The organism is Bacillus sp. SJS, from assembly GCF_000732485.2.
GTDB classification, from domain to species: Bacteria; Bacillota; Bacilli; order Bacillales; family Bacillaceae; genus Metabacillus_B; species Metabacillus_B sediminis.
In genome coordinates this window covers 12,549-38,431 of the sequence record NZ_JAQV02000014.1, presented here as the reverse complement: position 1 = coordinate 38,431, position 25,883 = coordinate 12,549, and the positions used below count along the sequence as shown (strand labels likewise).

The window sequence follows — 25,883 nt, the reverse complement described above, 5'->3', positions numbered from 1 at the left end:
AAAATGTAAATGGTGAGCCATGAAGGACTCGAACCTTCGACCCTCTGATTAAAAGTCAGATGCTCTACCGACTGAGCTAATGGCTCGGATGGCTGGGCTAGCTGGATTCGAACCAACGCATGACGGAGTCAAAGTCCGTTGCCTTACCGCTTGGCTATAGCCCAATATTCTCTAATCGTCCAAAGGAATCTAAATCCTCTGTACGCATCAGAACTTGTCCGAAAACAAAAAATGACCCGTACGGGATTCGAACCCGTGTTACCGCCGTGAAAGGGCGGTGTCTTAACCGCTTGACCAACGGGCCATGTTGAAAATTAGATGGCGGAGAAGGAGGGATTTGAACCCTCGCGCCGCTTACACGACCTACACCCTTAGCAGGGGCGCCTCTTCAGCCACTTGAGTACTTCCCCATCTGTGTACTGATTAATAAAAATATGGCTCCGCAGGCAGGACTCGAACCTGCGACCGATCGGTTAACAGCCGATAGCTCTACCACTGAGCTACTGCGGAATAATAAACAGCAGACTTTCTTTATTATAGGTAAATTATGACTCGAAGTCAATACTATTATTCAACAATTAATCATGAAGCCTGTCTCTCAACGACGGCTTTTATAATTTACCATACATACCAACCGCCGTCAACACCTAATTCAACTGTTCAATCCGGCCTCCGCACTTTCCGCACACATACTTCTTCGTATCCATTCTTCGTTTCCGTTCGAAACGCTGAAGACATTCTTTGCATTTATATAGATGAAGGGGCTTTTGAGTTTTCAAAGAAGGAATTGGTGTACAAAAACGGGGAGCTCCCACCTGCTTAAGCAGTTTTCTGAATTCCTGATCCCGATGACGGTATCCTTTTCCCTCCAGATGAAGATGGTAGTGACAGAGTTCGTGCTTAATAATACCTTCAACCGCTTCTCTTCCATGCTCATCAAGCTGCTTTGGATTGATTTCAATATTGTGTGAGGAAAGCATATATCTTCCGCCAGTTGATCTGAGCCTGTTATTGAATACCGCTTTATGGGTAAATGGTTTATTAAAATACTTGGAAGATAGTTCTTCAACAAGCACTTGCAGCTGCTGCTGATCCATATGAATGTAACACCTTTCTTTATTCGGCCTTGTTCAAAGAACAGGACATTTACTCATTGCATACATTAGCTAATACCCATACTCCATTATAACGGCTAAGGAGGTATGAGCAATGCCATCATGGTTAAAAAATCAGATGATGCGTGCTTTTCATGAAAAAAATTGCTATCAGATAAAGCTTCTGAATCAATGCTGGTATTTTTACAGAAAAAAACACTGCTAATCGGGAGCAGTGTTTCCTCGCTTACGTTTTTTATTGATCTGAGAGCATCGTTAATGAAACTCTTCCTTTATGAACGTCAACTGAGTCCACCCATACGGTCACTACATCGCCTACGCTCACCACATCCAGAGGATGCTTTACATACTGCCGGCTCAGTTTTGAAATGTGAACAAGCCCGTCCTGTTTTACTCCGATATCTACAAACGCACCAAAATCGACTACATTCCTTACTGTTCCCTGAAGTTCCAGCCCTTTGCTTAAATCCTCGAGCTTTAATACGTTTTTCTTCAGGAGAGGCTTCGCTACTTCATCACGAGGATCACGTCCGGGCTGAACTAATGCATCGCAAATGTCTTTCAGGGTCAGCTCTCCTACACCAAATGCAGCAGATGCTTTTTTAATATCGAGGTTCTTTATTTTTTCCTTCAGGCTTTCGCTGCCCAGCTCAGCAGGCGAAGAATCCAGGTGCTTTAGCAGCGCTGTTACGACCTTATAGCTTTCAGGGTGAATCGACGTCCGATCAAGCGGCTGTTCCCCATCAATTACCCGAAGAAAGCCTACTGCCTGTTCATATGTTTTAGCACCTAAACGGGGGATCCCTTTGAGCTGGGTTCTGCTTGTAATCTTACCCAGCTCTTCCCGCTTTTTCACAATGTTTTGAGCAACTGTCTTCGAAAGCCCGGAAACGTATTGAAGCAGGGCAGGCGAAGCGGTGTTTACGTTCACTCCAACCCTATTTACCACTGTTTCCACAACAAACGTCAGGGAATCATTCAGGTTTTTCTGGCTTACATCATGCTGATATTGTCCGACACCAACCGATTTTGGATCAATCTTTACAAGCTCAGCGAGTGGATCCTGAAGCCTTCTTGCAATAGAAACCGCACTTCTTTCCTCTACTTTCAGGTCAGGGAATTCCTCTCTTGCCAAATCAGATGCCGAATATACACTCGCTCCTGCTTCATTCACAATAAGATAAGCTAAATCTTTTCCGGATTGCTGGATTGCGTCGGCCGCGAGCTGTTCGCTCTCTCTCGATGCCGTTCCATTCCCAACAGCGATTACTTCAATTTGATAGTCCTGAATCAGCTTAAGAATGGTTTGCATCGCTTCTTCCCGCTTATTGACGGGCGCATGCGGATAAATCACTCCAATATGAAGCACTTTTCCGGTTTCACTTACAACCGCGAGCTTGCAGCCTGTCCGGTATGCAGGGTCGAGACCAAGCACTACCCTTCCTTTCAATGGAGGCTGAAGGAGCAGGTTTCTTAAGTTTTCCGAAAAGATATGAATGGCCTGTGCATCGGCTTTTTCCGTGAGTTCTTTTCTAATTTCCCGTTCAATTGAAGGCTCGATCAAACGTTTATAAGCATCTTCAATTGCTTCTTCCATAAGCTGTTTCACCGAGGTGTGCTTGGAACCAAGCTCCTGTCTGACCAGGTAAGCGAGCACTTGGTCCGCAGGGGTTTTCACCGATATGCGGAGAATGTCTTCTTTTTCCCCGCGGTTCATAGCTAATACTCTATGAGGTGCTGCTTTATGAACAGGCTCTTCATATTCGTAATACATCTCAAAGACATTCTTTTCATCTTTCTCCTTGTCTTTGGCTGCCGTTACGATCATGCCTTTTTTAAACGCTTGCTCCCGGATCCACTTTCTATAGGCAGGTTCATCCGCTATTTTCTCTGCTATGATATCCTTCGCCCCCTGCAAAGCGTCTTCCACTGTCTCAACACCTTTATCCCCATCTATAAAGGCTTTAGCTTTTTGTTCGGGTTTTTCAGAAAGTGGCTGCTGCATAATCCATTGTGCAAGGGGCTCAAGCCCTTTTTCCTTCGCTGCTGTTGCCTTAGTACGTCTTTTTTGTTTGTATGGTCTGTATAAATCCTCAACCTGCTGCAGCTTTACAGCAGCTGTAATGTCTTTTTTCAGCTCATCCGTTAATTTCCCTTGTTCTTCAATCAAACGAATTACTTCCGCTTTTCTGCCTTCAAGGTTCAGCATGTATTGCCATGATTCAGAAATGTCTCTGATCTGAACCTCATCCAATGCGCCTGTCATCTCTTTTCGATAACGGGCGATAAAGGGTACCGTGTTTCCTTCTTCAAGAAGGGCAATCACACTTTTCACTTGTTTATAAGGAATCTTTAAATTTTCGGTCAGTACTTTTAATAAACGATCCTGATTTTCAAGTTCCATCGTAAACATCCTCCGATTTGCGAGATGTTTCTATCATAACAAAAAACGGAGGACCGTTAACAGAAAGCAAAATAAATAGCCGGCCAATTTTTTAAAACTTTAAAAAATTTGACCGACTATATAGGTTAAATCATCATCACGATCGAGCGTGTATGATTCTAATGCGTCTGATATATGTTCCACCGTATCATAATCCGTCAGCAATGATTTTATTGCCGAGATTTTCAGACCATCCGAATGGACGATAAATTTAGCACCCGGCTGATAAGAATAAGAATTAATTTTAAATTTTTGAGGTTTGCCGGACATGTACCCGAGGACAGGCAGAGGATAAACGAAGTCTCCCGCAGGGTTATACAACACAAAACGTATATTCCCAATTGATCCATAGGATAGCTGCTGATCTGCAAACGCCATTTTAAAAATAGAAACTGTTGCTCCGCGCTTTTCTTTTAATGCCTGATTGCAGCGGATTAATAGCTGTTCGACATTTTCTTCATGATGCATTTCCACCAAATCACTGATTGCCTGCGAGGATTCATGTGCCAATTCCCCGCTGCCAAGTCCGTCTGCAAGGGAACAAACAAAATAATCCTCTGTTGTTTTCATAAAGAAACTGTCTCCGCAGAGAACTTTCCCTTTTTTTTGGAGCTGAAAGGCTAAAGCGCGAACCCGTTCATTTGTTTCCCGCTCAATCATTGATAGTACTCCACAGATTTATCAGCTGCCAGAGCTTCTTTCAGCTTATGAATAGCTCTGCGCTGAAGCCTTGAAACATGCATTTGAGAAATACCTAATTCCTCTCCGGCTTCCTTCTGGCTTTTGTTTTCAATAAACGTCAGCTGAATAATTTGCTTTTCCCGCTCAGAAAGAACATGGAGCACACTTTCAAGCATCATACGCTGGTTAACCCGTTCGAATCCATCGTCCTGAGAACCAACGATATCAAGAATGGTAACCGTGCTGCCGTCAGGATCTGCTTCAATCGAGTGGTCAACAGATAAAGCCTGATAGCTTTTTCCCATTTCCATCGTTTCGAGCACTTCTTCCTCTGACACTTCAAGGTATTCAGCAATTTCATACACTTTCGGCGAACGCTGAAGAGTATTTGTCAGTTCATCCACAGCGGCCTTAATCTTCGGTCCGAGTTCTTTGATTCTTCGCGGTACATGGACGCTCCATGTCTTATCGCGGAGAAATCTTTTGATTTCGCCGATTATCGTTGGAATGGCAAAAGCTTCAAACGATTTCCCAACTTCAGAATCGTACCTCCTAATCGCACCTAAAAGGCCGATCATTCCTACCTGAAGCAGGTCTTCATGAAAGCTTTTCCCACGGGAGTATTTCTTGGCAAGGGTTTCAACAAGACCTCTATAGTGATGGACTAAATCCGTTTGAGCCTGATCATCCTGTGTCTCCTGGTAAGCGGTTATTAGTTCATTTACTTGTTCTTTAGTTAGCTTCGTAGTTTGTGACGGTTGTGTCATGGTTCACCCGCTCCCCGTTTAAAAACTTGGTTAAAAATACGGTGACTCCAGTGCTGATCTGCACACGGACCTCATCCATGAGCGTTTCCATCAAATAAAGGCCTAACCCTCCTTCCGGCAGGGAATCTACACTGGCGTTTGAAGAATAAGGCCCTAATTCCTTCTTCTTCGCTTCGAAATTAAAGCTCTGTCCAGTATCAGAAACCATTACTTCAAGCCGGTCTTCATACAGACCAAATCCAATGGTCACTTCGCCTTTTTCAACATTCTTATACGCGTGCTGCACAGCGTTTGTGCAAGCTTCACTTGTAGCAATTTTAAGATCTTCAATTTCATCATAAGAATAACCCATGCGGCTGGCAATCCCTGAGAGTGTAAGGCGGACAATGCCCACATATTCAGGTCTTGCAGGAATTTTCATTTCAATGTAATCCACGATTGAATTCATTGTACCCCACCTTCTGCTTTTGATGAAATATCGATGATGTCATTAAGTCCAGTGATTGTAAATAATCTTTCAAGACGGTCGGAAAGTTCAACAAGGCGGAGCTCGCCTTCATTTTTCCTCACTGTTTTTAAAAGTCCGACAAACACACCGAGACCTGTACTATCCATATATGATACATCACGCAGGCTGATCACTAGCTGCGGTTTGGTTTGTTCTGCAAGCGGAAGTAATTCTTCTCTAAGCTTTGGCGCTGTATAAGCATCAATTTCTCCTGAAACTGTTACTTTCGTCATTTGTTCCATATTCTCAATAGTTGTTTTTAAATTCATTAAAATTCACCTCAGACAATACGATTTATGCTACTAGTTTCCTACCCTTTTCCAAATACTATTAAACATTTCTGCGGATAATAATAAAGGTAAAATCATCCCTTAGCTGAAAATCCTGCATAGATAAAAATTCCTGATAAATCGTGTCTGCAATTTTCTGCGCGGGAAGGTGTTCATATTTTCTGATTAAATTAGAAATCTCGCATCTCTCAACAAATCCGTCTTCAGATCTGCTCTCGGAAACACCGTCAGATAAAAGAACAATTATGTCTCCGCATTCCACTTTTTTATCATACTGCTTGTATTTCACGTTCTGATCAACGCCGAGAACCAGTCCCCTTGCATCAAGATCATGGAAAACATCTTCCCGCTTTGAATAATAAAAACCGGGTTCGTGCCCCGCAGATGCAAATGAAAACAAATGGCTGTGCAAATCGTACATTCCGTAGAACATCGTAATAAACATACTTGGATCCACGTTCTGTTCAACTACACGGTTAAGGTTTTCCAGCACAAATCCAGGATCTTTACGTGATTCCGGAAGGCTGTCCATCGTGTATTTAATCATCGACATACATAAAGCAGCCGGAATTCCTTTTCCAATTACATCGGCCAGTGCAATGCTAATGTGATTCTCATCCTGGACAAAATGATGATAATCTCCATTCATTTGTTTGGATGGTATACTCACTGCACCGATATCCAGTTCTTTGCAGTTCGGAATTTTCGTTTCCAGCAATGTCTGCTGCACATTAGCGGCTATTTCAATCTCCGACTTAATCTCAAGCTGTTTATCCCTTAAAATTTGATGCTCCTGATAGGCAAGTCCATACCCCATCATCACTTCAAGGAGAAAATCAAGAGAGTTCAGCACATCTTCCTGAATATCAGGATACAGTTCCTGAAGCACTTTCCGGTGGATGCTGACAATTTCCTCAGGAGGAATTTGCTGCTGAAGCGTTTGTCTGCTGAATTTTTGTCCTTGATATAGTGCTGTTTCTGTTAGTTCGCTTATATAATTGTGAAGCAGCTCTCGATATTTAGTTTCTACAACTTCCTTGAATTCCATAAGGCCAGCCTCCTAGCGAAGCCATTTGACCGCTCGTATGTCGGTCCCTTCCCCAGAAGCAGACTGAATGTTAAACTCATCCATCAGCCGTTTTACACCTGGCAATCCGGCACCGAGTCCTCCTGAAGTTGAAAAGCCGTCTTCCATGACTTTGCGAATATCAGGAATTCCGGGACCACTATCAATGGCTATTATTTTCAGTCCTCTTTTTCCGTACTCTTCTATCTGTTCTATGCAAAGCTGGCCCTGGCCAGCGTATAAATAAATGTTTCTTGCCAATTCAGATATGGCGGTGGTAATTCTCGCCTGGTCTACAGTTCCGAAACCAAGCTCTTTCGCTACGTTGCGCCCAAGCTGGCGTGCTGCAACGATATCCCATTCCGTCACTATTTTTACACAGGATTGGTTGTCCATTGGCTATTCCCCCAATTCCTGCTGAAGTGTCTCAAGTCCTTTTTCTAAATCTAATGCGGTCTTCACGTCTTCAAGCTGAATGCCGAGCTCGATTAGAGTGATCGCTACTGCAGGCTGAATACCTGTAAGAACGACTGTAGCACCCATTAGCTTGGACATGCTGATCACATCTCCAAGTACCTTGGCAATAAATGAATCGATGACATCAACAGAAGTCAAATCAATCACGACACCGTTGGCACCCGTTTCATGAATTTTATGAAGAAGGTCTTCCTGAAATTGCAGAGCAGTCTGATCGTCCAATTCCCATTGAATTGAAATGAGAAGGCAATCTTTCAATTTTAAAATGGGTATTCTTGGCGTTCTCATACTAATTCCCCCGTTGAGACGATATTTCTATTTGTCATTTCCAACGCAGCTTCAATACCTTTTTGAAGTGAGTTCTTCGTTGTTATCTGATTCAGGTTGATTCCAAGATTCACAATGGTCTGGGCAATTTCAGGACGAATGCCGACAAGAAGACATTTTGCTCCTACAAGGCGCACTGCCTCGGAAGCCTGAATTATGTGGTGGGCGACCATCGTATCCACTACCGGAACCCCGGTTATATCAATTAATACGACTTGAGAACGGTGCTTCACAACACCATCCAACAGATTTTCCATGATGCGTTTGGCTCTTTCTGTATCAATCGTTCCCACCAGGGGCATCACGGTTATATGTTCAAATACAGGAATAAGCGGGGCGGATAGTTCCTGAAGCGCTATTTTCTGAAGCGAAACAGTTCTTTCCCATGAAGCGGCATATTCCAGCAGAAGTTCTTCTGTGAGCGGAGAAAAATTTTGGTCAAACTCCCAAACCAATTTCATCTTGTCCTCTTCGGCAGCATCTTCCGTCATCTTTGAAAAGATAATAAGCCCCAGCTGCTTAACACCTTTTGTAATAAAGGTCAGCGACCAGCCGGCTTGTACAAGTCGGGAAGAAAAGTTGGTTACTAGCTGATCATGGTTCTCAGCGGTTCCCTCCATATGCTGAAGCAGAACATTGATGAAATCCTGCGCTGTATTCATATAAGCAGAATCCGACATGAGTTCTGAATATTTACGGTCATCCAATTCCTTAAGAGCTGCAAACCAACTTTCTGCAATCTCCGTCTGATTCTCGCGTAAAAATGCTAAAATCGGGTTGTATTCCTGATTCATGTAAATCCCCCCTTATTCCCTAAAATCTATTATATATACACTCATCACATTATACCTATTTATGTAAACAAAAAAAAGGAATGTGCCGGCGAAAAGGAGTTTCCAAGTTGTGGGTTTCGCTCTCATCCCCGGTATAACAGTCTGTGTCTAATTATTTTCATTATAAAATAAAAAGGGAGCCGCTGGATATAGCAACTCCCTTTTTATTTTGGGTATTCGATTAAAAATCAATAAGTCCGAGGCTTATCTGCAAGGCTTCATCCACTTTATCCATCATTTCATCATCAAGATGAGTAATCTTATCGGTTAGTCGCTGTTTGTCGATTGTCCGGATTTGCTCCAGCAAAATAACAGAGTCCCGTTCAAAGCCATAGCGTTTTGCGTCAATCTCGACATGAGTCGGCAATTTCGCCTTTTGGATTTGGGCAGTAATAGCTGCAACAATGACAGTGGGGCTAAACCGGTTGCCGATATCGTTTTGAATGATTAAAACTGGACGAACGCCTCCCTGTTCAGAACCCACCACAGGAGATAAGTCAGCAAAATAAACGTCGCCGCGTTTAACAATCAAAGGATCAACCTCCGCTTACTAAGCGGTCTACGGTATGATCAGCCTCTGATTCTGCCATGAAAGCTTCGGAAGCAATATTGAGGTTAATCTTGGCCATTTCCATGTATCCGCGTCTCATGGATTCACGAATTTGGCGCTTTTTGCGTTCACGAAGATACATTTTTGTCGCCTGATAAATAAGCTCGCTTCGATTTCCGTTCTCTTGTTTGACAAGACTGTCCAATTCTGACACTAATGTCTGCGGTAAGCGGATCATAATTTCAGTCGTTGCGCTGGATTCAGACACAAACATACACCTCCACCAAACTTGCACACCCGTTATTCCATTCCATAGTCAATCATACCACTATTGATGCGAGAAGCAAACTATTTTCTAAATAATCTCTTAATGCCTCAAGTATGATTAATCCCCATCTATCAGCCTTTTTTTAGCTGATTATGATTGGATAATGGGGTTCCTAACTTCCATTATACTCTTATTTCGCAAAAACATACGGGGGACTCTGGCCGACAAAATACAAGGAACTTCGTAATTGATGGTTTCCAGACGCCCGGCAATCTCATCAATGGGAATATATTCTTCTGATTGTCTTCCAATCAGGGTAACTTGTGTTCCAATCGGCATTTTTCGAGGAAGTCGAATCATGCACTGATCCATGCAGATTCTGCCGACAATCGGCACCCTCATTCCGTCAGCAAGCACCTCGGAATCCTTAAGACGCCGAATCCATCCGTCGGCATATCCGACAGGAAGCGTTCCGATCCATTCATCTTCTTCCGCTGTATAGGCTGCCCCATAGCTGACCTTTTCACCTTTTGCTATTTTTTTAACGTGAACCAGTTTTGTATGAAGGGACAGGGCTTCCTCCAATGGATAAGGCAAATTTTCTTTGAGCTCCATGGAAGGGGCAAGGCCATACATGGAAATTCCAAGCCTTACAGTATTGAATATCCGTCCGGGAAATCTAAGTCCTGCCGCGCTGTTTGCGCAATGAATCATCCACTCCGGAGAAGCGATCCCATCGATCAGTTTTTCAAATGCTGCAAACTGATATTCCGCGTAATCAGAATCCAGTTCATCAGCCGTTGCGAAATGCGTGAAAATCCCGCCAAGTTTCAGATGGGCAGAGGTGCATGCAAACTCAATGACAGCCTCCAGCTCTTCTCTCTTTGTGATGCCAAGGCGTCCCATTCCTGTATCCAGCTTAATATGGAAAGCAAGCTCCCCGTCAGCTGCATATTTTTCTGCCTGCATAACCCAATCGAGAGATACCGCAGTCAGTGTAAGATCATAATCGATGCTGATTTGCACATCTTCAGGCCGTGATGCTCCAAGGACAAGAATCGGCGAACGCATCCCTTTTTTCCGAAGCGCTATTCCTTCATCCACAAATGCAACGGCGAGCATATCAGCTCCCGCCTTAATAGCTGTTTCAGCCACCTCATAATCTCCGTGCCCGTATGCATTTGCTTTGACGACCGCAATTACTTTACCATCCCGGCCAAGATGCTGAATCATGCTCTTTACATTATATTCAATGGCGTCTAAATTAATTTCCGCCCAAGTATCCCGATAAAAAGTAAGATCCTCACTCATTCCCTACACATCCTCTGACAAAATTCATGCTATAGAAGATTATCCGACTATGAACAGGCTCTTGTCAAACGGATTACAGGAAGGTGTACCCCTATACAAAATTTAAGGAAGGTGCGAATCGCACCTTCCTGTTTTCGCATCATTTTGCAGTTTGTCCTTGAACCGACCTCGCTGCATTCATCATTTCGTCAGGAGTCATATCCTCTGATGCAATCATGTACTCCACTCCCTCGGCAGTCCAGGTGATGGAATTTTCGTTAATTGCACCAACTGTAAACCCTAAATCGGCCGGATCCCCATTGACCGTCACAGCCTTGGCTGAAGAGGATACACTGGCTCTTTCCTGAATCATCGTAAAGTTCTTCTTGCCTGCAAACGTCATAACAATTCGTTTGCCATTGTTTGTTTCAAGCTCTTTTTCCTGAATCAGCTTGACTCCCTCCGGCATTTCCATCGGATATTTAACAGCAAAAGGCTCCTTGTCTACCGGTGCGGCAGCCGGAAGGTCCATCATACCGAATGACATGTTTTTCTCCATATTGAAGGAGTCTTTATCGAAGGAGGGGTTGAATTCAAAGTCTTTAAATTCGACCGTGACCAGGGCGTTGCGATCCGGATCCATCACTTTCACGCTTGCAGGTGACAAATCCTTCTTATTAAACGTTATTTCCTGCATCGGCAGCATGGAATTGTTTTGATAGTTGGTTTTCGTTTCAAATACATACTGCTTTTCCGTCGCTTTAAAGATCGCTGCTTTGTCAGAAACAATATCTTTCACTAAAGATTCGAATAGGTACGCCTGGCTGCTGTTTTTCGGCCAGTCGCTTTGGAAACGGAAGCTTTTGTTGAGAGAAGGTGTCAGGACATAAACGCCTTCCTCATTGCGCAAGATCATCTGGCTTTGCTCTTTCGCTGGATTCTTCAGGTTTACACGGTAGAAGGAAGGTTCCTTGTACCAGATTTCCACATCATAGACTTGAGGTTCACTGCCTGTCTGAAGCGTCATTTTCGCTTTCGTTTTATAGCTTTCAGTATCCTCAACCTTCTTATCCAGCCCTTTCACTACGTCATTCTGGGATTTGTTTCCGCAGGCAGACATTAGAAAGACAGCTATCAGCCCTACCAGCAACAAACTTAAGCTTCTTTTCACCCTTTTTCAGCCCCTTTGCTTTATCTCACAATAAAGTGTAAGAAAAACAGTGCCAAAACACTTGTCTCTCCCATTCCGATACAAATATATGAGACAGACCGGGTGAATATGCAGACTAGCTTGACAGGCTTTCCATGATAATCTGGGCGGCGGCATATTCCTTCGTATGGGTAATGGAGACCAAAATCCTTGCATCGCTGAATCCGGAGGCTATAACAGCGGGCTTTCCGCTTTTTTCTTTAACTATTTGAATGTCTTGAAAGCTAAGGGATTTTCCGATTCCAAGACCGGACGCCTTTGCAAAAGCTTCCTTGCAGGCAAACCTGCCCGCCAGAAATTCCGTTTTGCGGACACCTGTTAACTGTTCATAAATCAGCCATTCTTCTTTGCCAAGTATTCTTTGCGGAAAGCGCGGGTGACGATTTTCCAGAGCCCGAATTCTTTCCATATCTACTATATCTAACCCAATCCCCGTTATCATCCAATTCTCCTTTCCAATTCCCTTGTACTATTCATTGTCCCGTTCCATATAAATGAACTAAACATCTAAAGGAGGCGGGTCCGAGTGTTTATCCGAACTGAAAGCTTTTCTTCATTCATGGCCAAATTTCCGCTGACCACCTTCATTATAGGACTGCAGGTCCTTCTATGGGCATTTTTTTCCCTTCCATTCAAGGATGCCCCTTACTGGTTTTCACAAGCTGATGGATTCAATGCCGCCATATCAGACGGACAGTGGTGGAGACTGATTACACCCATTTTCCTTCACGCGAGCTTTACCCATTTGTTTTTCAATACTCTGTCCCTTATCTTATTCGCTCCTGCCTTGGAAGAAATGCTTAAAAAAGGGCGTTTCGCACTGATTTATTTCGGATCAGGCATCGCCGGAAATGCGGCCACCTATTTCATTCAGCCTCCTGATTACAGCCACGTCGGAGCTTCCGGAGCTATTTTCGGTTTGTTCGGCTGTTATCTGTTTATGGCCTTTTTCCGAAAAAGCAGAATGAGTCAGGCAAATGCGCAAGTGCTTGTTATTATTCTAGCCTTAAGCCTTCTCACTTCATTCTTTTCCCCTTCCACCAATGCTGTCGCTCATTTTTTCGGATTGGCTGCCGGATTTGGACTGGCTGCCATCCTTCTAAAAAAAGAAGCGTTTGCCCACTATACTTTTTATAGTGAAAGCAAACGCGCAAAGCCAGTTAAATGGGACCGGAAAACCATTTTAATCGCGGTCATCGTCCTGCTGGCTGTTATTGGTATCATCGCCAGCATCACTTGATAGACGACGATTTGAATACCAATCATAAATCCGGCTGCCGTCTTCAAGCTCCAGGTCCTTTACCGAGAAATGGGCTCCAAATACATTAGACATAACAGAAGTCCCGGCTGTTGCAAGATCTCCCTGCTTTTGAAAAACACTTTGGGTAATCTGCATCTGCTGCATTCTCTTTTTAGGCAAAACAACGGAGTATTTGCTGATTGCCCTTGCATGGAGGGTCAGCTGCTCCCCACCTATTCGATACCCCGAATCTTTATGAGCCCAGAAACCAAACAAAGCAAACAACGGGATTAGAATAAGCGAAAACCATCCCCAGTGCGGAAACAGGAAAATCAAAATCCCAGCAGGAATAAGGGAAGGCCACGTATACCTAAAGACGTATTTTCTTAACGCTCTCTTAGGAACAGAGATTTTTTCCATGCTGTATGTATATTCAGGAAGAAATTCCTCAAGCAGCTTCACAGCTTCCTTTGTTTTAACAAATGGAAAAATGGCTGCTGAGAGGCCGTCATTATCTGCCTTGCCGCTCGCACATATGAGCTGTACGGTGGCATAGCCAAGAGGCTGCCTCAACGGATTTTCCGTAATTTTCACTGCCTGAATTCGCCTTATCGGAATTGTAAGCTGGTTTTTTTCAATCAGCCCCCGTGATATGACGAATTCATCTCCTGTTTTTTCAAGCTTAAACCCGGAATATTTCAAGAGAATTCCCGCTATACTGAGGAGCCAGGCAATGAAAAATCCAAGAAAAATGACAAAGGCCAGAAATGGTACACCTGAATGAGTCAAAAACTCAAACCTCTTAAATATAGAATCTACCGGAAGCACTTCATCAAGCTGAGATCCGAATGCAAATATCGCTGATAAAACGACGCCGATTCCGCTGCTTGTCGCTGCCCCGATGAGCAGCTCCTTCCGCGTCATCTTGTAGGTCAATTTTTCATCCAACAGTTCCGACTGATCCTCAAGCCGCACTTCCCCAGTATTCTCCGCCTTTATTACGTTTTTCCGTTCATTCAATGCATGCTTAATCGCTGCCGCTTCACTCTTGGAAATAGCGGTCAGTTCAATTTCTGCTTCTGCCCCGCCGCTCGCTGTTTCGATTTCCAAACGGACAAGTCCGAACAACTGCTGTATGACTCCGGCTCTCGTATTAATGGTTTGAACTCTTTCCACAGGAACGAACCGCTTTTGCTTCACAAAAAGCCCTTGCTCTATCCGAAGCTCATCCTCTTCAATGCGGTACGTGAACTTAAGCCACCTGATCAAACTGAATGCAATCAGCAGGAGCAAAAAAAGCCCCGCACCCGAATACATCAGCACTCCAAGAAGTCCATCTCCTCTGTTCGCAAAAATAAAGATGACAAGCGGAATAATCATTTCTTTTAACAGTTTAATAAAATTAATAATGGCTGCTGCCGGATGGAGGCGTTTCGGTTCAGACATCATCGTCCGTCACCCTCGCCAGTTTTGAAATGGAATCCCTCAGGCGATCTGCCTCTTCCATATCCAAAGCGGGAATTTCGTGTTTTGTAGCGGCCGTCGAAATCTCCACAGATGCCAGCTTATACTTTCTGAGCAGCGGCCCCTGCTTCGTATCCACGTGCTGAACTCTCACCATCGGGATAATGGTTCTTTTTACGGTGAGCCACCCATGCTGCAAATCAATTTCTTGCTCATGAACCTCGTACCTCCAGAATTGCTGCCTATACATAGGAACGAGCCAAACGCTAAAAATCATGTAAACGGCAGTCACTGCAATTCCAATGGCAGCCGTCCAAATAGGCCAAATGTGAAAATAAATAAGCAGGCCAATTCCTATGTCAGCCAATATAAAAATGGCAGAGGTAATGAGGCCGGTTATTTGCCAAACGGTTTTTGCTTTCAAACTAATTTGATTTTGCGGTCTCTCTCTCAATTGTATCCGCCCCCTCTCAAAAGCTATCTGTAAGTACTGAAAAAAGAGCAAAGCTCCTCTATCCTAAAATTTCCTTCCAATTAAGTATAATGGGATTCATCCCCAAAATCTATTACTGCCCAAAAACAATACTGCCCCGGGGTGAAAAAACTCTTGAAAAACCGCAAAAAAACAGCACCCGTCACCAGGTGCTGTTTCTGAATTAGTTAGAATAAGATTTGCTTTTGCTGCTGCTGCTTCCGCTGCCGCTTCTTCTTTGCTGTGAACGGCCTTTATCGTTGTACGAACGGTTGCCTTTTTTAGCTCCGCCGCTGCGCTGGCTGTTATAGCTGCCGTTGCTGCGATTGCGGTTTCCGCCTGAACCTTTTCCGCCTCTTTTAGAGAATGCAGGAGGCTCATCCGTCAATTTGATTGGAGTTTGATCCGGCTCTTTTGTCATAAGCTTGATCGCTGCTGCTACAATCACTTCGGAATCGAATTCTTCAAGAAGCTGTGCTGCTGCTTTTGAATAGTAGGAAAGGTTTCCTTCTTCAATAACAGAACGGATCTTCTCAGAAGTCATCGTTTGCTGTCCTTCAAGTGCCTGATCAAGAGTTGGAGGCGTCATTTTATCCATTTTGCGCTTCGTTGTGCGCTCGATGCTTTTCAGCATATCCATTTCTCTTGGCGTGATGAACGTCATCGCAATACCTGTTTTGCCTGCACGGCCAGTACGTCCAATACGGTGAACGTAGCTTTCCGGATCTTGAGGCACATCGAAGTTGTAAACATGTGTTACACCGGAAATATCCAGTCCGCGTGCAGCAACGTCAGTCGCTACAAGAACATCGATGTTTCCGCTCTTGAATTTACGAAGTGCAGACATTCTGCGCGCCTGGCTCAAGTCACCGTGAATTCCTTCAGCTGTATATCCGCGAAGGTTAAGAGCCTCGGAAAGCTCATCAACACGACGCTTTGTACGGCCGAAAACGATTGCCAGCTCTGGAGATTGAATATCCAGAAGACGTGTAAGCACATCGAATTTTTTCTTTTCATGTGTATCAATGTAATATTGCGTAATGTTTGGAGTTGTTACTTCTTTCGCCTGCACTTTTACAAGCTCAGGATCTTTCATGAAGCGCTCAGCGATGCGGCGGATCGGATCCGGCATTGTTGCTGAGAACAAAAGTGTTTGGTGATTTTCAGGCACATTGGATAGAATGGATTCGATATCTTCGATGAATCCCATGTTCAGCATTTCATCTGCTTCATCCAATACAACCGTATGAACTGTTTCCAGTTTTAACGTTTTGCGGTTAATGTGGTCAAGCAAACGTCCAGGTGTTCCTACGATGATATGAGGGTATTTCTTCAGCGCGCGGATTTGGCGGCTGATGTCCTGTCCTCCATAGATAGGAAGAACGCGTGCACGCTTGTAGTAGCTCAATTTATAAAGCTCTTCAGATACCTGAACCGCAAGCTCGCGAGTTGGCGCAATAATAATTGCTTGGATGTTTTGATCTTCTGTGTTGATTTTTTCGATAAGCGGCAGACCGAATGCAGCAGTTTTACCCGTACCGGTTTGCGCCTGTCCAATGATGTCCTTACCTTGAAGGCCTAGTGGAATCGTTTGTGCCTGGATGGGAGTTGCCTCTTCGAATCCCATTTTGTTAATTGCCTTCATTGTACCTTCGCTTAAACCTAGATCTTGGAACTTTGTATTCAAATTTATTCATACTCCTTTATTTATCTAGTCTTCGCAGACTTAGTTATAGTCTTCACAGACTTAGTTATCCCGTTCATACTTCATTAAGAAGCCCGTAAACACTTAAATTCAATCATAACACGATATGCAGGTTAATACAATCAGGCAAAAAATCCAATATTTTATTCCTCATGATACTCATAGTGAATAATCACACAGATGGACGCTTCCTTTTTACCTGCTCATGCTGATCGCTACGTCTGCGAGATTGAGGTAACCCCCAGAAAATTTCCCGTCTCATATGCCAGTTCTTCAAAATCATCTCCGTGGCAGATGAGATGTGCAGAGGAAGGCAGAAAACAAAGCTTCTTCTCCTCTGATCCAATTTTTTTGTATAAGTAATGGGCGCTCTTAATAGGAACAATTCCGTCACATTCACCTTGCACTATCAAGACTGGAACGGTGATTCCAGGAAGTCTCGGCTTTACGTAATTCACAAGCCTTCTAAACTGAAATGCAGCCAGAATCGGTGTTTCTGTTACTTTTTTCCTGTAGCGCATGTATACTTCATTTTCTTCCAAAAGTCCCCTGAATTTATCCTCAATGATACACCTGACATCTTTCATAAACTGCCGGGGATTGACATAATACGCTGCCGCACTTAAAAGAACCAATTTACTTACCGGATATTTGGCAGCAAGATACGAAGCGATCATCCCTCCCATTGAAAACCCTATGACATACACTTCCGAACAGGTTCGACCTAACATTTCGAGCTCCTGCTCCGCACATTCAATCCACTTCTGAAAGCGAATTCCTTTTAGAGACCCCGCTTCTTCGTGGCCTGGAAGACAAGGTGTTCTGACCTCCCAATCCGTATGCTTTCTCAAATAATCGGCAAGCGGTTCTACTTCATACGGGGCACCCGTAAAACCATGTATACATAGACAGCCAATCATCTTATCCCTCCTGAATCAGGCCTTTAATAAGCATTACCCTTCATCAGGAAAAAGAAAAGATGATTTAGGCCCTTTTTTTGGAATGGCTGACTTTAGTATCGCCAAAATCCCCAAAAATTTTTCAGTCCTCCTGCAGTGCTTCTACCGCCTCTTCAAGCTTCATGCCTCTTGAAGCTTTTACGAGAAACAGATCGCCGGGGCGGGCAAATTTTTTCACAGCCGAAATAAGCTCCTCTTTATCGGTAAAGCTTTGAACGTTCTCATCCGGGAGATTCTTTTTCGCTCCTGCAGCAATACATTCTCCAAGCTTCCCATACGTAAAGACATGGTCCGTTTTGCCGGTACTGATATGCTCACCTGTCTGTTCATGGAATTCAGCTTCCCGCTCACCAAGCTCCAGCATGTCTCCCAGTATGAGGATTTTGCGGGAATACCCTTTTAAATCCTCTGTCAGTCTGATTGCGGCCTTCATAGAGGTCGGGCTCGCATTATAGGCATCGTTAATAACAGCCCAGCCTTTAGAGGATTTCAGCAGTTCCAGACGCATCGCTGTCATGGCAAGGCTGCTTAAACCTTTTTTAATCGCTTCATCCTTCAATCCAAAGTGGCGGGCGACAGCGATTGCAGCAAGGGCGTTCCATACGTTGTGCTTGCCAAGTACAGGGATCACAAACCGTTCTCCCTCCGGCTGGACAGTAAATTCCACTCCAGCATCAGATTGAACAATATCAGAAGGATACAGGTCATTTTCCGCAGTTTCACCGAATGTCATCGTTTTTCTGCTCAATGCCGGCACTCTTTCCTGTAACAGCGGTTCATCACCAAAGTAGAAAAGAATTCCATCCTCCTTCAGGCCGGAAGCAATTTCAAGCTTCGCTTCTGCAATCCCTTCACGGGAACCAAGATCCATTAGATGAGATTCTCCGATATTTGTAATAATGGCAGCATCCGGCTGGGCAAGCTGTGAAAGGAATTCAATCTCGCCCCTGGAACTCATGCCCATTTCCAAAACAGCAACCTCTGTCTCCTCCGGCATTGCAAGCAATGTAAGCGGAAGGCCGATATGGTTATTAAAATTCCCTTTGGTTTTATGTACGTTAAAGGACGGGGAAAGGGCCGATGCAAGCAGATCCTTCGTTGTCGTTTTGCCATTGCTTCCAGTAACCCCGGCAACCTTAACGTTAAGCTGTTCTTTATAGGCTTTCGCCAGTTTCTGAAGTGCCTTAAGGGTGTCTTCGACAAAAATAACCGGAGCATCAGCAGGAGGATTAAATTCCTTTTTTGCCCACAGGACAGCAGCTGCACCTTCACTCAATGCCTTCTCCGCAAAACGATGCCCATTAAAGTTCTCTCCCGTGATCGGGATGAATAAAGAACCTGGCAAAACGCTGCGCGAATCGGTTGAAACACCGGCAGCTGACCGGTCCTCATATTGTGCGGCAAGACCTTCGCCTTCAGCCATTTTCTGTATATCTTTAAGCGTTCTCTGAATCATGCAGGTATTCTCCCTTCTAAAATCGAGATAGGCCGGCTCCTCGTTGCCTGCCTATTGGCAAACGCGGATTAGCCAGCCCTCCTTTATTAAAACGTGTGTCTGATCTGCTGTTTTTCTTCGTGTCGTTCGATGGCAAGCGATACGAGCTTCTCAATGAGCTGAGGGTATTCCAATCCAGTATGTTTCCAAAGAAGCGGGAACATGCTGTATGGTGTAAAGCCCGGCATTGTGTTCACTTCATTGATCAAGGCTCTTCCGTCTTCTGTAAGGAAAAAGTCGGCGCGCACAAGCCCGGAACCGTCGATGGCTTTAAAAGCAGCAATGGCCATTTTTTCAATCATTGCATATTCTTCATCCGTAACTTTCGCCGGAATCATCATGTCTGTATCGCCGTCCACATACTTCGCTTTATAATCATAAAATTCTTTTTTCGGAGCGATTTCTCCTGTAACGGAGCATTTAGGCTCATCGTTTCCAACTACGCCAATCTCAATCTCACGTCCAATAATTCCTTCTTCAATAATAATTTTGCGGTCATAGGAGAAGGCTTCCTCAAAGGCAGCTTCCAGTTCCCCGCGGTTTTTACATTTGCTGATTCCGACACTGGAGCCAAGGTTGGCAGGTTTGACAAAGCAAGGATAGCCCAGTTTGGTTTCTACGTTAGTATATGCCGATTCCGGATCTTTTTTCCACTCACTGCGAATCAGCCAAACGTATTCAGCCTGCTCAAGTCCGGCTTGCGCAAACAGATTTTTCATTGCTACTTTATCCATTCCTGCTGCAGAAGCAAGAACCCCGTTTCCTACGTACGGAATATTCATTAGTTCAAGCATTCCCTGAATGGTGCCGTCTTCCCCATTAGGTCCATGAAGAAGCGGGAAAATCACATCAAAAGGCTTCTCCGGATTTTCACCGGCAGTGGACGGGAACAATTCCGTGTTCAGTGCAACAGGCAGAATCGCTTCGCTCTCTTCATGTCCCAGTTTTAAAGCAGCCACATTTGAAGCAGGCTCGTTCAGCTGTACTCCGCGGATCCATTCGCCCTTTTCCGTAATATAAATAGGATGTATATCAAATTTGCTGAGATCAAGCGCCTTGATTACAGCAAGAGCTGTTTGCAGAGAAACTTGATGTTCTGCGGATTTCCCTCCGTATACGAGGCCAAGTTTAATTTTCATTATTTATTTCCCCCTCAATCTTTCAGGTGCAGTCATTTTTTAATCACTCTCACCATTTTATCACCTTCCGGCATTTTTGTTATAGATGACCCTGTTTTTATCTCAAAAGATTCGTATCGCATTATTTTTTTATGCATAGCGAATTAGTCGTTAAATGACGCAGTTTGTATTAAAATAAAGGCAGGAGGGATTTTCACATGGAAAAAATTACATCATCCGAGCAGTTTCAGCAGCTTATTTCAACAGATAAGGAAGTCTTAATTAAATTCTTCGCAGATTGGTGTCCTGATTGCACCCGAATGAATTTCTTCATCGATGAAATCATCGAAGAATACAAAGAATACCAATGGTTTGAAATTAATAAAGACGAATTTCCTGAGATTGCCGAGCAGTATCAGGTAATGGGGATTCCAAGCATCCTGATTTTTAAAAACGGTGAAAAGCTTGGCCACCTTCACAGTGCGAATGCCAAGACACCTGAACAGGTTCAGGAATTTCTCGCTGAAAAACTTTAAGCACAAGCTCTCGCTTGTGCTTTTTTAATGCGTATCTTCGGAATTAATAACCACCGCAAAAGATTCACCCAAATCTCAAACAGATAAACCCACATTACGGTTATAAAACTCATAGACAAAGCTTTACAATCATTTCTCAAAGTAGTTCTTTAAATCGTCATTCCTCGTTAAAATCAGTGGAAAAGGGCGGTTATTTTCCAGGAAATAATCTGTCCCATCCCTCTTCGACATCTTTATTCCCTAAAATCCGGAGTGTCCAGTTCTTGACAAACCGGTCCTTCGGTCATATGATGTATTTTAATTAAATAGTACTCTTATCCAGAGAGGCGGAGGGACATGGCCCTGCGAAGCCTCGGCAACGGATCACGATTTTTGTGAAACCGTGCTAATTCCTGCAGACGCATTCATGTGTTTGAAAGATGAGAGAAGAGCCGGTCTGCTTTTCAGATTGTTCCACCCCTCTTCTGCTCATGAAGAGGGGTTTTTTGCGGTTTTTATGACATAAGGAGATGGGTAGATTGACAGATTTTCTTATAAGAGGAACAGAATTATGGAACCAGTTAAAGACACTTCCGGAAGACAAGCATCCTGCTATTATTTTCAACTCCCATATCACAGGGCTGGCTATTTCCCGGGCTCTCGGAAAAGAAGGTATTCCAATTGTCGCGCTGGACAGAGATGGACGGGCGGTCGGGCTTCAATCTAAATATGTTCATACCGCTGCTTTATGTCCTAATCCATTTACTGAAGAGGCGGAATTTATCAGTCTGCTGATGGAAATCGGACGGAACCTCCCTCAAAAGGGTGTATTGTTTCCGTGCAATGATGAATGGGTGCTGCTCGTCAGTAAACACCGGACCGAGCTTGAAAAGTATTTCTTATTCCCGTTCGCTGAGTGGGACAACGTTGAATCTCTGTTAAATAAACGGAAGCTTTATAAAAAAGCCGCTTCCTTAAACATTCCGATCCCTGCCACGTGGTATCCGGAAGAGTTTTCAGGAGGATACCCGGAAGATCTTCCTTTTCCATGCATCGTTAAACCTGTGGAACAGCGCAGTTTTTATGAAGCTTTTCAGACGAAGGCTTTTACTGCAAACAGTACGGAGGAGCTCACCGCCATCCTGGCTAGAACAGCCAGCCATGAGGTTGTGATCCAGGATATCATCAGCAGCTCTCTTTCAGACTTTTATTCTCTCTGCACCTATACGAGTATGGACGGGGAAATAAAAGGCCAGTTCACCGGCAGAAAGCTTGAGCAATATCCTTTGAACTTCGGAACGGGCTGTCTTGTAGAGTCTGCTGAAGGCGGCCGGTTTGTCTCATACGGTGCTGAAATATTAAAAGCGCAAGGGTATTACGGAATTGCGGAAACAGAATTCGTATATGACAAACGGGATGACACATATAAATTACTGGATGTGAATACACGAGTTTGGAAATGGATCGGACTTCCGATTTTCTCCGGAGTTAACCTGCCTCTTCTCGCTTATAACGAAGTGACCGGGGTGAAAGGAGAATCCCAATATCCAGTATTGGACTATTCAAAATGGGTATATTTCGATGACTATTTAAAGGTTAAGCAGGAACGTCCCGGTACTTTCCATGGGCACCTGTCCGATTCCGAAATGGCTTCGGTGCTCTTCGGGGAAACCTCCACACATATAACAGAAGCTGTATTTTCAGCTGAAGACCGCGCACCTTCTGTACAGCAAGTGAAAAATAAATTCAATCAGGGGTATGTATGCCCGTGCTAGGAAAGGTGTGAGTGGGATGAAATACGGATTTTGGCTTCCCCTTTTCGGGGGCTGGCTTAGAAATGTTCAGGATGAAAAGATGCCTCCTACATTCGACTATGCAAAAAAGGTCATTCAGTCAGGAGAGAAATGGGGCTATAGCACAACTTTGATTGCAGAGCTTTATTTAAACGATATTAAAGGCCCGGAATACGATTCGCTTGAAGCGTGGACAACGGCAGCGGGACTTGCCGCAGTGACTGAAAGAATTGAAATTATGACGGCTATCAGACCGGGCTTTCATAACCCCGCAGTGGCGGCCAAGATGGCGGCCAACCTTGATCAGATGAGCAATGGCCGGTTTACGTTAAATGTCGTCTCCGCCTGGTGGGAAGAAGAAGCGAGACAGTACGGAGGCATTTTTACCGAGCATGATGAGCGCTACAGCCGGACAGAGGAGTTTGTTGAGGTTCTGAAAGGCCTTTGGACGGAAGACTCATTCTCCCATAAAGGAAGGCATTATGAATACAAAGAAGCAAAGCTTTTTCCGAAACCAGTTCAAAAGCCGAATCCTACTGTGTATGCAGGAGGAGAAAGTCCGCGCGGTAAAGAAACAATTGCCCGCTATTGCGACGCTTATGTGATGCACGGAGGAACGGTGGATGAAGTCCGTTCAAAAATCGGAGAAATGGTTCGTTTAAGAGAAAGCGTGAATGAAAATCCATTCGCCTCCTTTGGAATGGCCGCATATGTGATATGCAGGGATTCGGAAGAAGAGGCCGCTGAAGAGCTCGCTCGCATAACCGATGTAAAAGAGTCCTCCGCTTACGCAGGCTTTAAAGACTTCACAAGCAAATCCCAGCTTGAACAGCAAATCCAGCTTCAGGATTATTCGGTGTCAAATCGGGGACTGCGCCCGAATCTCGTCGGGACACCGGAACAGATTGCAGAGCGGATCATCCAGTTTGAAGAGGCAGGTCTTGATTTGCTGCTGCTCCAATTTTCGCCGCAGCTTGAAGAAATGGAGCGTTTTTCTAAAACAGTCATGCCGATTGTGGAAAGAAAGAGGACCGCAGTTCGATAAACTATACACCCGTATCTAATCAGTTTTATACTTTAGTAAGGATTTATAAGGAGGAACCAACATGACAACCACACAATTAGAAACGGCTACATTCGCAGGAGGCTGCTTTTGGTGCATGGTGAAACCATTCGACGAGCTTCCAGGCATTCACGGCATTGTATCCGGCTATACAGGCGGCCATAAAGAAAACCCGACCTATGAAGAAGTAAAAGCACAAACAACCGGCCACGCGGAAGCAGTGCAGATTCAATATGATCCCAGTCTTTTTCCTTATGAAAAATTGCTGGAGCTTTATTGGCAGCAAATTGACCCGACTGATGACGAGGGCCAGTTTATTGACCGGGGCGAGTCATACCGGGCGATTATTTTCTATCATACGGAAGAGCAGCGGCAGGCAGCCGAAGCCACTAAAAAGGAACTGGCGGAAAGCGGCAAGTTTAAGAAACCGATTATAACGCCAATCAGAGAAGCAAGTACCTTCTACCCTGCTGAAGAGTATCATCAGGATTTCTATAAAAAGAATCCTGAAAAATACAAGCAGGAACGAGTGGAATCCGGCAGGGATGCTTTTGCAAAAGAGAATTGGAACTAGGGTGCGGGAAACCGCACTCTTTTTTATTTTTCTCTACATGAATTCTTCGTTTTTGGAAAAATTAGGTGGTAGTACATAAACAAAGGAGGCATCCCTTTGCCAAATCAACCGATTCCCTCAACTCCAGAACCATATTGGAAAGAATCCGCCGAGCTTCCATCCTTCCCCAAGCTCCAGCAAAGTCTGGAAACAGAAGCTGTTATTGTCGGCGGCGGCATTACCGGAATTACTGCTGCCTATTTGCTTGCCAAGGAAGGAGTCAAGGTCGTTCTTCTTGAAGCGGATGTGTTATTAAACGGCACAACCGGACATACCACGGCTAAAATCACGACCCAGCATGACCTGATCTACGATGAGCTGATGCACCACATCGGCGAAGAAAAAACGAAAAAATATTTCCGTGCGAATGATGAAGCTCTTGCCTTTATGCGTGATTATGCCGCCAATGTTTCCTGTGATTTTTCGAACCAGGATGCCTATATTTACACGACGGAAAACAAAAATGTGACGAAGCTTGAGAAAGAATACAAAGCCTATGTGAAGCTCGATGCAGATTGTGCAATGGCGGACACCCTCCCTTTTGATTTATCCATCAAAAGCGCAATCATGATCCGGAATCAGGCTCAATTCCATCCTATCTCCTATTTAAACCAAATGGTTCAGGAGCTTCAGGAAATGGGTGCCCAAATCTATGAGCATACTGTTGCTGTAGATGCAGAAGCATTTGATGGTGGAGCAAAGGTCATCACAAGGGATGGCAGCCATATTAAAGCCAAGCATGCCATTTCCTGCTCACACTTCCCTTTCTATGACGGGAACGGCTTTTATTTCACAAGAATGTACGCTGAGAGGTCCTATGTCCTGGGCGTTAAAACCAGGCAGCCGTATCCCGGCGGAATGTATTTAAGCGCGGACAATCCGACCCGGTCGATCCGCGCTACCCCTATGAATGGCGAAGACCTGATTCTAATTGGCGGGGACAGTCATAAAACCGGACAAGGATTTGATACAGAAAAGCATTACGAGAGCCTTGAATTGTTTGGAAAGGTCCATCTTGGGCTAAAGGAAACGGTGTACAAGTGGTCGGCACAGGATTTAATTACGCTCGATAAAATCCCTTATGTGGGACCTGTCACGAAGGGCAAACCATCAATTTTGGCAGCTACCGGATACCGAAAATGGGGCATGACGAACGGGACGGCGGCTGCAATGATGATCCGCGACCTCGTGCTGGAAAAAGAAAACCCATATCAGGATGTGTTCTGCCCATCCCGCTTTATCGCTGATCCAAGCATCAAAACATTCCTATCGCAAAACCTGAATGTGGCCGGCCATTTAATTGGCGGCAAGCTGGATTTCGGTTCTCGGAAAAAAATAGAAGAGCTTCGGGATGATGAAGGGGCTCTCGTCACACATAAAGGCCAGAAAGCGGCTGCTTATAAAGATCAGCAAGGCTGCCTCCATTTAGTTGACTCCACCTGCACCCATCTAGGCTGTGAAGTGGAATGGAACCATGGGGACCGTTCATGGGACTGCCCTTGCCACGGTTCGCGATTCTCCATTGACGGAGATGTGATGGAAGGTCCTGCAGACAAGCCGCTGAAAAAGCTGATTACAGATGAAGCATAAAAGTTGTGCTTTGAATGAACATCGTATACAA

The 25,883-nt window shown here is 44.5% G+C and carries 27 protein-coding genes, 5 tRNA genes, 1 pseudogene and 1 riboswitch; of the genes and pseudogenes, 7 read left to right on the top strand and 26 right to left on the bottom strand.

From position 1 onward, the window contains the following. Window positions 1-10 precede the first annotated feature (10 nt). The 6 genes from AS29_RS07095 to AS29_RS07070 form a co-directional block, all read right to left on the bottom strand. A tRNA-Lys gene (locus AS29_RS07095) sits at window positions 11-86 on the bottom strand. A 3-nt stretch (window positions 87-89) separates the two neighbouring features. Further along, window positions 90-164, bottom strand: a tRNA-Gln gene (locus AS29_RS07090). A 68-nt stretch (window positions 165-232) separates the two neighbouring features. Continuing rightward, window positions 233-304 (bottom strand) — tRNA-Glu (locus AS29_RS07085). Window positions 305-319: 15 nt separating this feature from the next. Continuing rightward, window positions 320-410, bottom strand: a tRNA-Ser gene (locus AS29_RS07080). A 25-nt stretch (window positions 411-435) separates the two neighbouring features. Next, window positions 436-510, bottom strand: a tRNA-Asn gene (locus AS29_RS07075). 137 nt (window positions 511-647) lie between these two features. Then, window positions 648-1,097, bottom strand: a complete 450-nt coding sequence (locus AS29_RS07070; RefSeq protein ID WP_035404414.1) for a SprT family protein — start codon at window positions 1,095-1,097, stop codon at window positions 648-650. A 112-nt stretch (window positions 1,098-1,209) separates the two neighbouring features. Here AS29_RS07070 and cmpA point away from each other — a divergent pair, with 112 nt between their 5' ends. Then, the gene (gene cmpA / locus AS29_RS21305; protein WP_123913341.1) at window positions 1,210-1,320 is read left to right on the top strand and encodes a cortex morphogenetic protein CmpA; all 111 of its coding nucleotides are present in this window, start codon (window positions 1,210-1,212) and stop codon (window positions 1,318-1,320) included. Between the two features lie 30 nt (window positions 1,321-1,350). Here cmpA and AS29_RS07065 read toward each other — a convergent pair whose 3' ends face one another. The 14 genes from AS29_RS07065 to acpS all read right to left on the bottom strand — a co-directional run bounded on the left by AS29_RS07065 (window position 1,351) and on the right by acpS (window position 12,267). Beyond that, window positions 1,351-3,519, bottom strand: a complete 2,169-nt coding sequence (locus AS29_RS07065) for a Tex family protein (RefSeq protein WP_035404410.1) — start codon at window positions 3,517-3,519, stop codon at window positions 1,351-1,353. Between the two features lie 99 nt (window positions 3,520-3,618). Continuing rightward, window positions 3,619-4,218: a PP2C family serine/threonine-protein phosphatase gene (locus tag AS29_RS07060; RefSeq protein WP_035404407.1), complete on the bottom strand. Its 600-nt coding sequence runs from the start codon at window positions 4,216-4,218 to the stop codon at window positions 3,619-3,621. Continuing rightward, a complete protein-coding gene (sigB, locus tag AS29_RS07055; RefSeq protein WP_035404404.1) occupies window positions 4,215-5,006 on the bottom strand; it encodes an RNA polymerase sigma factor SigB in 792 nt (263 codons plus the stop codon). The genes AS29_RS07060 and sigB overlap by 4 nt, the downstream gene beginning before the upstream one ends. After that, complete coding sequence (gene rsbW, locus AS29_RS07050; protein ID WP_035404401.1) at window positions 4,972-5,454, bottom strand: anti-sigma B factor RsbW; 483 nt, start codon at window positions 5,452-5,454, stop codon at window positions 4,972-4,974. Before rsbW ends, sigB begins: the two co-directional genes overlap by 35 nt. Beyond that, a complete protein-coding gene (locus AS29_RS07045; RefSeq protein WP_035404398.1) occupies window positions 5,451-5,783 on the bottom strand; it encodes an anti-sigma factor antagonist in 333 nt (110 codons plus the stop codon). The genes rsbW and AS29_RS07045 overlap by 4 nt, the downstream gene beginning before the upstream one ends. Before the next feature lie 61 nt (window positions 5,784-5,844). Beyond that, on the bottom strand, window positions 5,845-6,852 hold the full coding sequence (locus AS29_RS07040; protein ID WP_035404396.1) for a PP2C family protein-serine/threonine phosphatase: 1,008 nt from the start codon (window positions 6,850-6,852) through the stop codon (window positions 5,845-5,847). Window positions 6,853-6,864: 12 nt separating this feature from the next. Further along, window positions 6,865-7,266 (bottom strand): anti-sigma regulatory factor, encoded by a 402-nt coding sequence (locus tag AS29_RS07035; protein ID WP_035404394.1) that lies wholly within the window; start codon window positions 7,264-7,266, stop codon window positions 6,865-6,867. A gap of 3 nt (window positions 7,267-7,269) precedes the next feature. Beyond that, window positions 7,270-7,635, bottom strand: coding sequence for an STAS domain-containing protein (locus AS29_RS07030; protein ID WP_035404391.1), 366 nt, complete (start codon window positions 7,633-7,635; stop codon window positions 7,270-7,272). Then, a complete protein-coding gene (locus tag AS29_RS07025) occupies window positions 7,632-8,468 on the bottom strand; it encodes an STAS domain-containing protein (protein ID WP_035404388.1) in 837 nt (278 codons plus the stop codon). Before AS29_RS07025 ends, AS29_RS07030 begins: the two co-directional genes overlap by 4 nt. A gap of 220 nt (window positions 8,469-8,688) precedes the next feature. Further along, on the bottom strand, window positions 8,689-9,039 hold the full coding sequence (gene ndoA / locus AS29_RS07020; RefSeq protein WP_035404386.1) for a type II toxin-antitoxin system endoribonuclease NdoA: 351 nt from the start codon (window positions 9,037-9,039) through the stop codon (window positions 8,689-8,691). Between the two features lie 4 nt (window positions 9,040-9,043). After that, window positions 9,044-9,325, bottom strand: a complete 282-nt coding sequence (locus AS29_RS07015; protein ID WP_035404384.1) for a CopG family ribbon-helix-helix protein — start codon at window positions 9,323-9,325, stop codon at window positions 9,044-9,046. A 150-nt stretch (window positions 9,326-9,475) separates the two neighbouring features. Then, on the bottom strand, window positions 9,476-10,636 hold the full coding sequence (gene alr, locus AS29_RS07010) for an alanine racemase (protein WP_035404373.1): 1,161 nt from the start codon (window positions 10,634-10,636) through the stop codon (window positions 9,476-9,478). Between the two features lie 139 nt (window positions 10,637-10,775). Next, window positions 10,776-11,786, bottom strand: a complete 1,011-nt coding sequence (locus AS29_RS07005; RefSeq protein WP_035404372.1) for a LolA family protein — start codon at window positions 11,784-11,786, stop codon at window positions 10,776-10,778. Window positions 11,787-11,901: 115 nt separating this feature from the next. After that, complete coding sequence (acpS, locus tag AS29_RS07000; protein WP_035404371.1) at window positions 11,902-12,267, bottom strand: holo-ACP synthase; 366 nt, start codon at window positions 12,265-12,267, stop codon at window positions 11,902-11,904. A gap of 84 nt (window positions 12,268-12,351) precedes the next feature. On the opposite strand from acpS, the pseudogene AS29_RS06995 reads away from it, so the two are divergent. Beyond that, window positions 12,352-12,936: pseudogene (locus tag AS29_RS06995) on the top strand (rhomboid family intramembrane serine protease); the annotation flags it as partial. Window positions 12,937-13,008: 72 nt separating this feature from the next. Here the strand turns inward: AS29_RS06995 and AS29_RS06990 are convergent. The 6 genes from AS29_RS06990 to AS29_RS06965 form a co-directional block, all read right to left on the bottom strand. Further along, window positions 13,009-14,514 carry a PH domain-containing protein gene (locus AS29_RS06990; RefSeq protein ID WP_051860493.1) on the bottom strand — a complete coding sequence of 502 codons (1,506 nt, stop codon included), beginning with the start codon at window positions 14,512-14,514 and terminating at the stop codon, window positions 13,009-13,011. Continuing rightward, window positions 14,504-14,983, bottom strand: a complete 480-nt coding sequence (locus AS29_RS06985; protein ID WP_035404368.1) for a PH domain-containing protein — start codon at window positions 14,981-14,983, stop codon at window positions 14,504-14,506. Before AS29_RS06985 ends, AS29_RS06990 begins: the two co-directional genes overlap by 11 nt. 202 nt (window positions 14,984-15,185) lie before the next feature. Further along, window positions 15,186-16,688, bottom strand: a complete 1,503-nt coding sequence (locus AS29_RS06980) for a DEAD/DEAH box helicase (protein ID WP_035404366.1) — start codon at window positions 16,686-16,688, stop codon at window positions 15,186-15,188. Window positions 16,689-16,921: 233 nt separating this feature from the next. Then, the gene (locus AS29_RS06975; RefSeq protein ID WP_035404364.1) at window positions 16,922-17,626 is read right to left on the bottom strand and encodes an alpha/beta hydrolase; all 705 of its coding nucleotides are present in this window, start codon (window positions 17,624-17,626) and stop codon (window positions 16,922-16,924) included. Window positions 17,627-17,747: 121 nt separating this feature from the next. Then, window positions 17,748-19,121, bottom strand: a complete 1,374-nt coding sequence (locus AS29_RS06970) for a UDP-N-acetylmuramoyl-tripeptide--D-alanyl-D-alanine ligase (RefSeq protein WP_035404363.1) — start codon at window positions 19,119-19,121, stop codon at window positions 17,748-17,750. Window positions 19,122-19,207: 86 nt separating this feature from the next. After that, window positions 19,208-20,299 carry a D-alanine--D-alanine ligase gene (locus AS29_RS06965; RefSeq protein ID WP_035404360.1) on the bottom strand — a complete coding sequence of 364 codons (1,092 nt, stop codon included), beginning with the start codon at window positions 20,297-20,299 and terminating at the stop codon, window positions 19,208-19,210. A 197-nt stretch (window positions 20,300-20,496) separates the two neighbouring features. On the opposite strand from AS29_RS06965, the gene AS29_RS06960 reads away from it, so the two are divergent. The 5 genes from AS29_RS06960 to AS29_RS06940 all read left to right on the top strand — a co-directional run bounded on the left by AS29_RS06960 (window position 20,497) and on the right by AS29_RS06940 (window position 25,852). Continuing rightward, a complete protein-coding gene (locus AS29_RS06960; RefSeq protein WP_035404359.1) occupies window positions 20,497-20,814 on the top strand; it encodes a thioredoxin family protein in 318 nt (105 codons plus the stop codon). Window positions 20,815-21,125: 311 nt separating this feature from the next. Next, a riboswitch (SAM riboswitch) is annotated at window positions 21,126-21,240 on the top strand. Window positions 21,241-21,332: 92 nt separating this feature from the next. Continuing rightward, a complete protein-coding gene (locus AS29_RS06955) occupies window positions 21,333-22,568 on the top strand; it encodes a carboxylate--amine ligase (protein ID WP_051860492.1) in 1,236 nt (411 codons plus the stop codon). 16 nt (window positions 22,569-22,584) lie between these two features. Next, complete coding sequence (locus AS29_RS06950) at window positions 22,585-23,631, top strand: LLM class flavin-dependent oxidoreductase (RefSeq protein ID WP_035404357.1); 1,047 nt, start codon at window positions 22,585-22,587, stop codon at window positions 23,629-23,631. Window positions 23,632-23,692: 61 nt separating this feature from the next. Continuing rightward, a complete protein-coding gene (gene msrA / locus AS29_RS06945; protein ID WP_035404355.1) occupies window positions 23,693-24,223 on the top strand; it encodes a peptide-methionine (S)-S-oxide reductase MsrA in 531 nt (176 codons plus the stop codon). Window positions 24,224-24,319: 96 nt separating this feature from the next. Then, a complete protein-coding gene (locus AS29_RS06940; RefSeq protein WP_035404353.1) occupies window positions 24,320-25,852 on the top strand; it encodes an FAD-dependent oxidoreductase in 1,533 nt (510 codons plus the stop codon). Window positions 25,853-25,883 lie beyond the last annotated feature (31 nt).